General features: G+C 76.9%; 11 protein-coding genes. 6 read left to right on the forward strand and 5 right to left on the reverse strand.

The annotated features are described in order from the left end of the window. Window positions 1–76 precede the first annotated feature (76 nt). Both ABZ806_RS19595 and ABZ806_RS19600 read right to left on the reverse strand, forming a co-directional pair. Window positions 77–664, reverse strand: a complete 588-nt coding sequence (locus tag ABZ806_RS19595; RefSeq protein WP_500218736.1) for a biotin transporter BioY — start codon at window positions 662–664, stop codon at window positions 77–79. A gap of 119 nt (window positions 665–783) precedes the next feature. Next, window positions 784–1494 (reverse strand): spermidine synthase family protein, encoded by a 711-nt coding sequence (locus ABZ806_RS19600; RefSeq protein WP_500218737.1) that lies wholly within the window; start codon window positions 1492–1494, stop codon window positions 784–786. An 81-nt stretch (window positions 1495–1575) separates the two neighbouring features. Between ABZ806_RS19600 and ABZ806_RS19605 the strand changes: the two genes are divergently transcribed. The 3 genes from ABZ806_RS19605 to ABZ806_RS19615 all read left to right on the forward strand — a co-directional run bounded on the left by ABZ806_RS19605 (window position 1576) and on the right by ABZ806_RS19615 (window position 3969). Then, entirely contained in the window at window positions 1576–2376 is an 801-nt protein-coding gene (locus tag ABZ806_RS19605) for an SDR family NAD(P)-dependent oxidoreductase (protein ID WP_500218738.1), read from the forward strand. A 43-nt stretch (window positions 2377–2419) separates the two neighbouring features. Continuing rightward, window positions 2420–2932 carry a GNAT family N-acetyltransferase gene (locus ABZ806_RS19610; protein WP_500218739.1) on the forward strand — a complete coding sequence of 171 codons (513 nt, stop codon included), beginning with the start codon at window positions 2420–2422 and terminating at the stop codon, window positions 2930–2932. Window positions 2933–3024: 92 nt separating this feature from the next. Beyond that, on the forward strand, window positions 3025–3969 hold the full coding sequence (locus ABZ806_RS19615; protein WP_500218740.1) for a S1C family serine protease: 945 nt from the start codon (window positions 3025–3027) through the stop codon (window positions 3967–3969). Between the two features lie 53 nt (window positions 3970–4022). On the opposite strand, the gene ABZ806_RS19620 is transcribed toward ABZ806_RS19615, so the two are convergent. Beyond that, window positions 4023–5045, reverse strand: coding sequence for an Rv2578c family radical SAM protein (locus ABZ806_RS19620; protein ID WP_500218741.1), 1023 nt, complete (start codon window positions 5043–5045; stop codon window positions 4023–4025). 163 nt (window positions 5046–5208) lie between these two features. Here ABZ806_RS19620 and ABZ806_RS19625 point away from each other — a divergent pair, with 163 nt between their 5' ends. The 3 genes from ABZ806_RS19625 (at window position 5209) to ABZ806_RS19635 (ending at window position 8254) form a co-directional block, all read left to right on the forward strand. Further along, window positions 5209–6855 (forward strand): glycoside hydrolase family 10-like protein, encoded by a 1647-nt coding sequence (locus ABZ806_RS19625; RefSeq protein ID WP_500218742.1) that lies wholly within the window; start codon window positions 5209–5211, stop codon window positions 6853–6855. A gap of 57 nt (window positions 6856–6912) precedes the next feature. After that, window positions 6913–7113, forward strand: a complete 201-nt coding sequence (locus ABZ806_RS19630) for a DUF3040 domain-containing protein (protein WP_500218743.1) — start codon at window positions 6913–6915, stop codon at window positions 7111–7113. A gap of 379 nt (window positions 7114–7492) precedes the next feature. Continuing rightward, window positions 7493–8254: an ATP-binding protein gene (locus ABZ806_RS19635; RefSeq protein WP_500218744.1), complete on the forward strand. Its 762-nt coding sequence runs from the start codon at window positions 7493–7495 to the stop codon at window positions 8252–8254. Window positions 8255–8284: 30 nt separating this feature from the next. On the opposite strand, the gene ABZ806_RS19640 is transcribed toward ABZ806_RS19635, so the two are convergent. Beyond that, window positions 8285–9436 carry a helix-turn-helix transcriptional regulator gene (locus ABZ806_RS19640; RefSeq protein WP_500218745.1) on the reverse strand — a complete coding sequence of 384 codons (1152 nt, stop codon included), beginning with the start codon at window positions 9434–9436 and terminating at the stop codon, window positions 8285–8287. A gap of 572 nt (window positions 9437–10008) precedes the next feature. Continuing rightward, window positions 10009–12713, reverse strand: a 2705-nt coding sequence (locus ABZ806_RS19645) for a hypothetical protein (RefSeq protein WP_500218746.1), incomplete at its 5' end; no start/stop codon positions are given.

Raw genomic sequence — 12713 nt, forward strand, 5'->3', positions numbered from 1 at the left:
CGGGCGGTGTGCGGCGGATATGCCCGTCCGTCCCGTCCCCATGCGCGGGCGCCGGGGGCGGGACGGACGGGGCGGGTCAGCGGCGGGCGGCGCCGGTGAGCTTCCAGGCGGCGGGCAGCAGTCCGGCGGCCAGCAGGACCTTGAGCGCGTCGCCGGCCAGGAAGGGCGTCATGCCGAGGTCGGCGGCCTTGGCGAGGTCGATGTTCAGGGCGGCCATCAGGTAGGGGACGCCGGCGGCGTACATGATGGCGGTGCCGATCAGCATGGTGCCGATGGTGCGCAGCGGTGTGCGGTCGCCGCCGTGTTCGGCCAGGCGTCCGACGACGGCGGCGGCGGCGATGAACCCGATGATGTAGCCGAGGGTGGGGAAGTCGGCGCCGGAGGTGCCGTCGGTGAACCAGGGGACGCCGGCCATGCCGGCGAGCAGGTAGACGAGCATGCCGAGGGCGGCGCGGCCGGTGCCGAGGGCGGCGCCGGCGAGCAGGACGGCGAAGGTCTGCCCGGTGACGGGGACGGGGGTTCCGGGCAGCGGGACCGCGAGCTGCGCGGCGACGCCGACGAACGCGGCGGCGCCGGCGACGAGGGCGGCGTCGCGGGCCAGTGAACCGGGCAGCAGGTCGCCCAGGACGGCGGGGCGCCGCTGGGTTGCGTGGGCAGTAGCCACAGATCCTCCCAAAAAGGTTTTGTCAGGCCGAAACCTAGCGAACTGGTCTTCGGGGGCGGATCAGGTGGGCCGCCAAAACGAGCGGCGCCGCTTTGTAGGGGCCGGCCCGCCGGGGCCGGTCACCGGGCGGGGCGGGAGGCGAGGTACACGACGTCGGGTTCGCCGCGCGGCACGGGCACCGGCCGGGCGTCCACCCGGGCGAACCGGCCGCGCAGCAGGGCCTCGAACGCGGGCGCGGCGTTCGCGCTCCACACCGCGAGGACGCCGCGCGGGGTCAGCAGGCGGGCGAGGAGGTCCAGGCCGGCGGGGGCGTAGAGGCGAGCGTTGCCGGGGGTGACGGTCCAGTCGGGGCCGTTGTCGATGTCCAGGCACAGGGCGTCGAAGGGGCCGGCGGCGGGGCCGGCGACGACGTCGAGGAGGTCGGCGCGGCGGACGGTGACGCGGGGGTCGTCGAGTGCTCCGGCCGACCAGGGGCGCAGCGGCCCGGCGTGCCAGCGGACGACGGCGGGTTCGCGTTCGACGACGGTGACGTGCGTCACCGCGGACAGGGTGAGGGCCTCGGCGAGGGAGAACCCGACGCCGAGGCCGCCGATGAGCAGCCGCACCGGCGCGTCCAGCCCCTGCACGGCGGTGCGGACCAGGGTCCGCTCGGACTCGCCGTTGCGGGTATCCATGAGGAACACGCCGTTGCTGATGATCTCGTAGTGGGCGCCGGCGCGGCGCAGCACCAGCTCGCCGCCGACGCCGGCGGCGCGTTCGACGACGACCGGCTCCCCGGGAGCGGCCGCCGCCGTTCCCACTGCCGCGGCCCCTGCCGTGCCTGCTGCCATGCCCCGCACCTTAGCCGCCCGGTGCCCGCGGGGCGGAACGGGTCTGGGCGGGAACGGGCGGTGTCGGCTACGGTGCCGGACATGCCTGATCTTCGCCCCTCCGGCGGGCTGCTGGCCGGACGCCGGATCCTGGTCGTCGGCGCGGGGACGCGGCCGAGCGCCGACCCCGGCGCGCCGGTCGGCAACGGCCGCGCGATCGCGGTGGCCGCGGCCCGGGAGGGCGCGGCGGTGGCGTGCGCGGACGTCGACGAGCACGCGGCGGGGGAGACCGCCGCGATGGTCGAGGGCGAGGGCGGGCGGGCGTGCACGGTGGTGGCCGACGTCACCGACCCGGCGGCCTGCGACCGCGTGGTGACACGGGCCGGGGAGGGGCTCGGCGGGCTGGACGGGGTGGTGTTCAACGCCGGGATCGGGATCGGGTACGGGCTGGCCGGGACGGCCCTGGCCGACTGGGACCGGGTCCTGCACGTGAACCTGCGCGCCCCGTTCCTGGTCGGCAAGGCCGCGATGCCGGCGCTGGAGGCCGGGGGGTCGCTGGTGTTCATCGGGTCGCTCGCGGGGACGAAACCGGGTTCGCGGTCGCCGTCCTACGACGCCTCGAAGGCGGGCCTGACGGGGCTGGTGCGGCACATCGCGGCCGAGGGGGCGCCGCGCGGGATCCGCGCGAACGTGGTGGCGCCGGGCCTGATCGACACGGTGATGGGGCGGGACGCCTCGTCCGGCAACGCCTCCCGCGACCAGGTCGCCCGGCTGATCCCGATGCACCGGCAGGGCACGGCGTGGGAGGTCGCGGACGCGGCGGTGTTCCTGCTGTCGGACCGCGCGTCCTACGTCACCGGGCAGGTCCTGCACGTCGACGGGGGCCTGTCGACGCTGCGGTGAAACCCGGTGGTGCCCGCGGCCGCGCCGCCCTACGGTCGACCCCATGGACGATCCTGTGCGGCTGCGGCCCGTCGCCGAGGACGATCTGCCGTTCATCGAGCGGCTGCGGACCGACCCCGGGCTGGCCGGGCCGTTCCTGTGGGAGGGCTGGTTCGATCCCCGCCGGTTCCGGCGCCGCTGGGAGGACGACGGGATGCTCGGTGAGGACACCGGCACCCTGCTGGTCGCCGCGGGCGGCGACCGGCTCGGGCTGGTGTCCTACCGCCGGGTGACCACGACGGCGCGGTCGTGGTGCTGGAGCATCGGGATCGCGCTGATGCCCGGGGCGCGGGGGAGGGGCGCGGGGACGCGTGCGCAGCGGCTGCTGGTGGAGTACCTGTTCGCGCACACCACCGTCCACCGGATCCAGGCCGAGACCGACGTGGCCAACACCGCCGAGCAGCGCGCCCTGGAGAAGGCGGGGTTCACCCGGGAGGGGGTGATGCGCGGTTACGGCTTCGTGGGCGGCCGCTACCACGACGAGGTGCTGTACGGGATCCTGCGCTCCGACCTGTGAGGCTCCGACCTGTGAGGCTGCGGCCTGTGACCCGGAACACCTCTTCCGCTTCCATGGTTACCGTGTAACGCTGTAATCATTCGGGAGGTGTCATGGACGAGCCGCTGGACGCCTACTCGCGGGTGGTGTCGGCCGTGGCGCGGGAGCTGACCCCGCGTGTGGCGGCGCTGCGGGTCCGGGACCGCCGCGGCGAGGGATCCGGGTCGGCCCTGGCGTTCACCGGCGACGGGTTCCTGCTGACCAACGCCCATGTCGTCGGCCGCGCCGCCGGCGGTCAGGCCGCCTTCTCCGGCGGCGACACCGCCGACTTCACCGTTGTCGGCACCGACCCCCTGTCGGACCTGGCCGTGGTCCGCGCCGACGGCCCGACCCCCGGCCCGGTGACCCTCGGCGACGCCGACGCCCTGGTCGTGGGGCAGCTCGTCGTCGCCGTCGGCAACCCCCTCGGGCTCGCCGGGTCGGTCACCGCCGGGGTGGTGTCGGCGCTCGGCCGGTCCCTGCCGACGCGGCAGGCCACCCGCGCCGGTACCGCCGTCCGCGTCATCGAGGACGTCATCCAGACCGACGCCGCCCTCAACCCCGGCAACTCCGGCGGCGCGCTCGCCGACGCGGGCGGCCGCGTCGTCGGCGTCGCCACCGCCGTCGCCGGGATCGGTCTCGGCCTGGCCGTGCCGATCAACGCCACCACCCGCCGCATCATCGCCGCGCTGATCCGCGACGGCCGCGTCCGCCGCGCGTTCCTCGGCCTGGCCGCCGCCCCGGTCCCGGTGCCGGCGGCGCTGCGGGCCCGGACCGGGCAGGACGAGGCGCTGCGCGTCGCCGAGGTCGTGCCCGGCAGCCCCGCCGACCGCGCCGGGCTGCGGCGCGGCGACCTGGTCCTCACCGCCGGCGGCGCGCCGGTCTCGCACGCCCAGTCGCTGCAGAAGCTGATGTTCGCCGACGCGATCGGCCGTCCGCTGCCCGTCACCGTCCTGCGCAACGGCGCGATGGTCGACGTCATCGCCGAACCGGTCGAACTAGACCCCGAGCCCGCCTGACCCCGCCCGCCCGGCCGCCCGCCCGCTGCCGGCCGGGTTCGGGAGGGGCGGGCTCACAGGAGGGACAGCTGCTGCGGGGGTGCGGGCGGCGGGGGGAGGGCGGGGCGGTGCCGTGCGCGGCCGCCGATGCCGTATTCGGCGGCGAGGTCGGCGACCCGGCGGGAGATGCGCCGCTGGTAGTCGCGGGGGGCGTAGGCGCCGCCGCGGTACAGGCGCGCGTAGGGGACGACCAGGTCGGGGCGGTGCTCGCGCAGCCACGCCAGGAACCATTCGCGGGCGCCGGGGCGCAGGTGCAGCGTGATCGCCGACACCGACGTGGCGCCCGCGTCGGCGATCTGCCGGACGGCGGCGTCCAGCTGGGCGGGGGAGTCCGACAGGTAGGGCAGGACCGGGCCCATCAGCACGCCGCAGCCGATGCCGGCGTCGTTGAGCGCGGCGCAGACCTCCAGGCGGCGGCGCGGCGGCGGGGTGCCCGGTTCGACCAGGCGCCACAGGTCGGGGTCGACGGAGCCGACCGAGACCGCGGTGCCCACCTCGGTGCGGGCGGCGGCCTCCCGCAGCAGGGGCAGGTCGCGCAGGATGAGCGAGCCCTTGGTCAGGATGGAGAACGGGTTGGCGGCGTCCCGCAGTGCCGCGAGGATGCCCGGCATCAGCCGGTAGCGGCCCTCGGCGCGCTGGTAGCAGTCGACGTTGGTGCCCATCGCGATGTGCTCGCCCCGCCACCGCGGCGCCGCGAGCTCCGCCCGGACGCGCTCGGCGGCGTTCACCTTCACCATGATCCGCGAATCGAAGTCCGCACCCGCGTCCATGTCCAGGTATTCGTGGGTTTTCCGGGCGAAGCAGTAAATACAGGCATGGGAGCAGCCCCGGTAGGGGTTGATCGTCCAGCGGAACGGGACGCGGGAGGCTTCGGGGACCCGGTTGAGGACCGTCCTGGCGTGGACCTCGTAGAAGGTCATGCCGCGGAACTCGGGGGTGTCGATCGTCCGCGCGACGGCCCGCCGCTCGATCAGCGGCGGCCGGGGCCCGCCCGGCGCCGCGGTGTCGCCGTCCAGCCGCAGGTGGTCCCAGCGCACCCCTACCTCCTTCGAACATGTGAACGATCACTGATCCGGCCAGTATGGAACGCGTGTTCGAAGATCGCAAGGCGCGGATCAGGGGAAACGGGACGACGGGGGATCACACGGGCATCGCTGTTCTGGCGCGAGCATCGCAACGGGTGCGTAACAATGAGCCGCTATGGCTACGCGATCCAGGTTCCGGGCAGTGGTGGCGGCGGCGACGGCCGCGGTGTCGGCGGGCGCGCTCGCCGCGTGCGGGATCCCCGCCTTCGGCGAGCGGGAGGCCGGCGGCCGCGGCCCCGTGCCGCCCGGCGCCGAGGCCGAGTGCCCCCGCGTCCCCGCGCCCGGCGACTCCGCGCACCGGCAGCTGCGCGGCATGTGGATCGCCACCGTCGGCGGCATCGACTGGCCCGGCGACGCGGGCTCGGCCGCCGCGCAGAAGAAGCGGTACACCGGCCTGCTGGACACCGCCCGGGCCATGAACATGAACGCGGTCTTCGTGCAGATCCGCCCCAACTCTGACGCCTTCTACGACTCCCCCTACGAGCCGTGGTCGCAGTGGATCACCGGCACCCAGGGCAAGGACCCCGGCTACGACGTCCTGGCGTTCATGCTCAAGGAGGCCCACGCCCGCAACCTGGAGTTCCACGCCTGGTTCAACCCCTACCGCGTGTCCCGCCAGGACGACGTGAAGAAGCTGTCGCCCAAGAGCCCCGCACGGCAGCACCCCGACTGGGTCCGCAAGTACGGGACCGGGCTGTGGTACGACCCGGGCCTGCCCCAGGTCCGCGACCTGGCCACCAAGGCCGTCATGGACGTCGTCACCAAGTACGACATCGACGCCGTCCACTTCGACGACTACTTCTACCCCTACCCCGAAGGCGGCGACTTCCCCGACGACGCCGCCTACAAGGCCTACGGCGCCGGCATGAAGCGCGCCGACTGGCGCCGCAAGAACGTCGACACCCTCGTCGAGTCGCTGTCGCAGAAGATCCACGACGCCAAACCGTGGGTCCGGTTCGGCATCAGCCCCTTCGGCGTCTGGCGCAACAAGAGCAGCGACCCCGGCGGATCCCCCACCCGCGCCCTGCAGAGCTACGACGACGTCTACGCCGACACCCGCAAATGGATCAAGAAGGGGTGGCTCGACTACGTCACCCCGCAGCTGTACTGGCCGATCGGCGACCCCCGCGCCGACTACGCCAAGCTCGTCGCCTGGTGGGCACGCCAGGTCGAGGGCACCGACGTGCAGCTCACCATCGGGCAGGGCGCCTACCGCGTCGGCGCCGACGCCGCCTGGAAGGACCCCGCCGAACTGTCGCGGCACCTCACCCTCAACGCCAAGTACCCGCAGGTCCGCGGCGACGTGTTCTTCAGCGCCTCCGACATCGCCGCCAACCGGCGCGGGTTCGCCGCCCGGCTCCGCGACGACCACTACACCCGGCCCGCCATCCTCCCCGCCGTGGACGAAGCGGCCAAGGACGGCGGCAAGGGAGGCGGGAGGGGACAGGACGGGAACGCCGCGCCGCCGCCCGTGCACGGCACCGCCGCCGTCCCCGCCGGCAAGGGCGTCAAGGGCGTCAAGGTGACCTGGCGGCCCTCCGCCGGAGCCGTCTCCTACGCCGTCTACCGCGTCGACGGCACCGGCCCCGGCTGCGCCCCCGTCGACCCGGAACGCCTCATCGCCGACGTCCGCGGCGGCGGCATCCTCGACCCGGCCGCCAAGCCCGGCCGCGCCTACACCTACTACGTCACCGCCCTGGACCGGCTCCACCACGAGAGCGCCCCCGGACGCGGCGCAACGGTCACCGCACCGAAGGGATAATGATCATGATCTCTGGGGAGGAACCAGTCACCTGATCACCCCCCGGAGGTCTGAAGCATGGCGCTGTCGATGGAGGAGCAGCGGATCCTCACCCAGATCGAGGTCCGCCTGAGCGAGGACGACCCGCGGCTGGCCCAGCGCCTCGCCCGCCACGGCACCCCCCGCGGGCGCCGGACCCGCACCATCGTCCTCACCGCCGCCGCCGTCATCATCGTCCTCGCCGCGATCGGCGCCGCCGTCGCGGCGGCCGTCCTGTAACACCCGCTTCCCCAGCCCGCCCAGCCCCGCACATGCGAACGCCGAGGCCCCGGCGAGATTCTCACTCGCCGGGGCCTCGGCGTTCAAGCCGGTGTGGTGGTCGCCTCACGGCGAAAGGCACAACGAAGCTCCAGCCCGGACCACATGGGACCGGCGGTATTCCCCGAAGGCATCAGGTAGAGCCCGGGGGACACATGCCACACCGACACCTCCACTGTAACGGCTCCGGGCGGGTGCCCGTTCCACCGGCACCCCGCGCGCGGCGTTCACCTCACCCCGGAGTGAGGATCGCCTGCGCCCGTGCACCGCCCCGCCGCCGGGCGCGTCCCTGACTATGACCGCATGCCGGACGAGCCGGCACGAAACGGGGGACAGCACCATGACGACCACGGGGACCGGAACCGCGCCGCCCGACCCGACCAGGACGACGACCCGCGAACACCACCACCCGGACCGCACCGCGGAAGGCGCCTCGGACACCGGCCCGGACGGCGCCGTGACCGGCCCGGACGGCGCCGCCGCCGCGTGGGACCTGCCCGCCGAGGCCCGCGCCGCGTCCCGCGCCCGCGACCTCACCGCCCGCACCCTGCGGGGCTGGCACGTCACCGACCCGGCCAGCGGCGGCGACATCGCCGACGTCGTCCTCATGGTCGACGAACTCGTCACCAACGCCGTCGTGCACGGCGCCGGGCCCGTCCGCCTGGCCCTGCGGCTGGACGGGACGCTCCTCACCGCCGAGGTCAGCGACGCCCACCCGGCCGCGCCCGCCGTCCCCGGCGGCCCGCCCCGCGTCCTGGACTGGGCCGAGGCCGGCCGCGGCCTCCTGCTCGTCGCCGCCCTCGCCACCGATTTCGGCGCCCGCCCCCGTCCCCCCGGCAAGACCGTCTGGTTCACCCGCCACCTCACCCCCACCCCCGCTGCCCCCGGCGCCGAACCCGGTGCGGACGCGGGCGCCGCAGACCCCAGTGCCGCAGACGCGGGCGCCGAAGGCGGTGGCGAACCCGGCGCCGAACCCGTTGACGTAGACGAAGGCGGCGGCGTACGCGGTGGTGAAGGCAGGGCGGACTCGGACACGGCGGACTCGGGCGGCGCCGTGTCCGCTCCCCGCCGCCCCGAACCGGGCCGCGCGCCCGCCCGCTGACCCGCCCGGCGCTCCGGCGCCGCGAGGTGGTCACGCCTGCAGGGGGCAGCGGTCGACCACCCAGACCTCCTCCTCCTGGTCGCCGCCGGGCGGCGGCTCCGGGGGCTCGTCGGTGAGGCGGTCCAGATGCCACTCGATGTGGGCCAGCGGCCCGCGCCAGCCCGCGAGCAGGTCCGCCAGCGGACGCGGCGGGCCCGGCGGCCCGTAGGGGCGCGGATCCGGCAGCTCCCGCGTCCACAGCGCGTCGTCGCAGCCCGCCGCCCAGTGCCCCACCGACTCCAGCACCTCCTCCAGGTCGCGCGCCACCTCGCCCAGCGACCGCAGCGCCATCGCGTCCTGGATCATCCGCTCCCGCACCTCGTACGGCAGGTCGCGGCCGAACACCGGCGGGAACGCCGGGGGCCGGCCCGCCGGCACCGGCTCCTCGCCCGTCGCCGCCGACCGGATCGCCGCCGCCTGCCACCGCGTCCACTCCGCCAGATGCCCCAGCACCCCGCGCAGCGCCGCCGCACCCGGCCCCCGATCCGGGCCCGCGGACCGGCCCGCGGGGGCGCGCAGCCCGGCCGCCGCGTCGCGCAGCCGGGACCGCACGAACTCCAGCCGGTCCAGCGTCCACGCCCGCGCCCGCACGTGGTCGGCCGGGCCCCGCGGCCCCGCACCGGCCCCCGGGCGCGGCACCGGCACCCGCAGCGCGGCCAGCAGCCCGTCCAGATCCCGCACCTCCGCCGCCCGGCCCGACAGGAACGCTGCGCCGATCCGGTCCAGCCGGAACATCCGCGGGCCGTCCCGCATCCGGCACCACCCGACCAGGTACTCCCCGTAGGGGGCGATGACCAGGCCGTGCGCCTCCACGTCGCGGAAACTGCGCGACCCCGCCCGGTCGGTGTAGGCCAGCCGTACGACCCGGCGGGTGCGGACCGCCTCATCGAGCGTGCCCCGCACCGGCCCCACCAGCGACCCCGCCTCGCCCAGCGGCACCTGATCCGGCGGGCCGGGCAGCGCGTAGCCGCGGCCCCGCTCCGCCCGCACCGGCAGCCCGCCGTGCGCCAGCAGCGCCAGGTCGCGGCGGACGGTCCGCTCGGCGACCCCCAGCCGCGCCGCCAGCCCGGCCGGATCCAGCGGCTCGGGGGAGGCCGCCCGCAGCTCGGCGACGAGCGCCAGCAACCGGTCAACGCGATCCACGTCCCCATCGTGACGCGAGGCACCGACACTCCGCCGTCCCGCAGGGACCCAAAACCCTTACCGGCGAGGCGAGAACGCGCCACACGGGCAGGGCGCCCACCGCGTCCCGGGGCACGCCCTTGGGCGCCGCGGGCCCGCAGAACGCGCTGTCCGGGAGGGGACGCCCCCCTGCGGAACACCCCGCCTCCTCCGGCCCGCCGCCCGACGCCCCCGCCAGCCGACGGGTACCGGCGGTCGCGCGCCGACGACCCGACGCCGCTGCGCCGGCTCGTAGGCCAGGCGGTCACCGGCCCCCGCCGACCGCCAGGTGCCGAGGCCGGCCGCGGCCTCCTGCTCGTCGCCGCCCTCGCCACCTCGCGGTCGCTGGGCGGTCCTGTGCCGCGCGGACCGTCGGCCGGCGGGCCGGCGGGCCGGCAGGTCTGGAGGCCTGAAGGCCTGAAGTGTGCGGGCCGTCGGCTGGCGGGCCTTGGCTGTGCGGGCCGTCGGCGGGCGGGTCTTAGGCGGGCGCGGCCACCAGCGGCCGGAGCTCCGGCGGGCGGGACCGTGGCGGGTGGGCAGGGGCGCGGGCGGGGTCAGCGGCCGGACAGTTCCGCCGCCAGGCCCTCGAAGTCCGCCGCCGTCAGCGACAGTGCGCTGCCTATCGCCTGCGTCGCCTCCGCGCTGCCCAGATGCCGTGTCGCGGCCCGGTCCAGGTAGGCCTCCACCAGGCGGGCGCCGGTCAGCCGCCCGCGCGGCCGCAGCGACCCCACCTCGCGGTCCACCACCGCCCGCGCGTCCGCGCCGAGCCGCAGGCTGCGCTCCTCGGCCAGCAGTCCCACCAGCGCCGCCCGCGCGGACGGCGCCGACAGGTCCGGCAGCCGCACCGCCCGCAGGTCCGCGGTCAGTTCCGGCGCCGCCGCCGACAGCTCCCCGACCCGGTCCGGCTCGCACGTGCCGAGCAGCGCCGTGTCGTTGACGCCCTCCAGCCGCGTCCGGTAGAGGACGGAGGCGTAGGCGGCGCCGTCGGCCTCGTCCAGGATCAGGCCGTCCAGGCCGTCCAGCAGCAGGACGTGGCCCGCGTGGTCCTCCAGCGCGGCGCGCAGCCCGTCGGGGCCGTCCTCGCGCAGGTCCTCGGCGTGCACGGAGCGGACCTCGCCGCTGGAGGCCTCCACCTCCGCCAGGGCGCGGGCCGCCATCCGGGCCAGCCGCCGCTGCCCGCTGGACGGCGCGCCGATCAGCAGCAGCGCGGGCGCCGACGCGCTCGACACCTCCTGCCCGCGCAGCCGCCGCGCCCACTTGCCACGCCGCCGCACCTCGGTGACGACGCGGCCGATGTCGTCGGCGCCGCACAGGAACCGGATCCCGTACGCCTCGGCGACCTGCGGGTCCGGTTCGGCGACCGGTGCGGCCGGCAGCGGGGGCGGCGGCTCGGGGACCGGCGCCGGCGGGGGCGGCAGGTCCGCGTGCGGGACGGGCTCGGGACCCGGCACCGGTACGGGTACCGGCGGCGGGCCGGGCGGTACGGCGGGCGGTGCGGCGGGCGGGGGGACCGGCGGGGCGGGGCTGGCGGCCCCCGGCCACGCCGGGCCCGGGTCGAGCTGGGTCTTGAACGCGTCGGTGTCCAGCTGGGTGCGCTGCGCCTCGGCCGCCCACGCCGGCTCCGGTGCCGGCGGCGGGTAGTGCGCCGCGGCGGCCGCGTCCGCGGTCGTGGCGTCCGCCGGCGGCACCGGGTCCGGTGCCGGTTCGGGCGGCGGCGCGGGCGCGGGGACCGGCGGGGGAGGCGGCGGGATCCGCGGCGGGGGCGCGTCCGCGGCGAACGGGTCGGCCGGGGGCTCGGCCTGCGCGGGCACGGGCGGCGGCGCCGGTACGGGTGCGGGCGCGGGCACTGGCGCGGCGGGCCGCTCGTGGTGGGCCGCGGGCGGTTCGGGAACCGGCGCGGCGGACGGTCCGGGGGCGGCGGGGGGTTCGGGTGCGGCCGGGGGCGGGGCGGGCGCCACCGCCGGCGGCGGGCCGGGCGCGTCCCGCACCGGGTCGGGCACCGGCGCGACCGGCCGGTCGGTACCGGACGTGGCGCGCTCGGCGGCCATGTGCGCGCGGGCCGCCTTGATGATGTCCCACGCCGACAGCTCGTCGGTGGACGGCGGGCTGTGCATCGCCGGGGACGTCAGCTCCGCCGCGACCGCCTGCGGCACCGCGAACCCGGTCGCCGGCGGCGCGACCTGCGCGAGCCGGCACCATGTCAGCCCGAGGGTGTAGGTGGTGGCCAGCAGCGCGGCCAGCGCGTCGGCGTCGCCGCGCAGCGCGTCGGGGAGCCGCCCGTCGCGCGGCCACAGCGACCGCAGCGGGTTCGCCGGATCGGCCAGGACGGCCTGCAGCGTGCGGACGCTGTCGGGGTCCAGCCAGCGCTGCAGCGCCGGCAGCGCGCCCGGCGCGGCCTGCAGGTCGGCGGCCAGCACCGCGATCCCGGCGCGGCGGACCTCGTCGTGGCCGCGGCCGGGCGCGGCCGGGCGGGGCCCGGTCAGCCCGGCGACGATCTGCTGCAGGTCGTACAGGGCCAGCCGCAGGTACTCGCCGGGCGCGGTGTCGCGGACCATCGGGGTGGCGTACTCGGCGGGGCAGCGGCGCCGCCACTCCTGCAGGACGGCGTCGGGCCCGTACCGGACGGTGGCCATGTCCTGGTTGACCATCCGCAGCGACGCCGCGGTGATGGCGGCGAGGGCGTCGGCGCCGGGCCGGAACCGGGAGTCGGCCTGCAGCCCGGCGGCGACCTCGTACATGACGCGGGCGATGTGGGCGGCGCCGCCGCCGTCGCCGGCGCCGAGCCGGTGGACGTAGTAGCCGGCGAGGGTGGCGAAGTCGGGCGGCATCATCCAGTGCAGCCGGTCGGCGGAGGTGGTCAGGAACGGGATGAACGACTCGATCAGCGGGTGCTCGGTGAGCGCGACCGGGGACCCGGCGCACCACAGCAGCGCGCCCCACGCGGCGGCGACGGTGCTGGGCGTGCCCGGCTGGAACATGGGGTCGCGCTGCGCGAACTGCTGCGGGTCGACGGCCAGCGCGGTGGTGAGGGCCTGGGAGATCCGCGCGACGACGGCGGTGTCGGGGACGGGCCCGAGGAACCCCAGCGGCGCGACCCGCCCGGCGGCCAGGTCGGGGCCGGTGGGGAACAGCTGCGGCGGGACCGGCGGGGTCCCCGCGCCGCGCGGCGCGGGGGGGGGGGGCCGGGCGGGCCGCGAACGCCCCGGGGGGGGGCGGGGGGGCGCGCGGCCGGCCCGGCCCCCCCCCGACCAACGGGCCC

It is taken from the genome of Spirillospora sp. NPDC047418, from assembly GCF_040643275.1.
GTDB lineage: Bacteria > Actinomycetota > Actinomycetes > Streptosporangiales > Streptosporangiaceae > Spirillospora.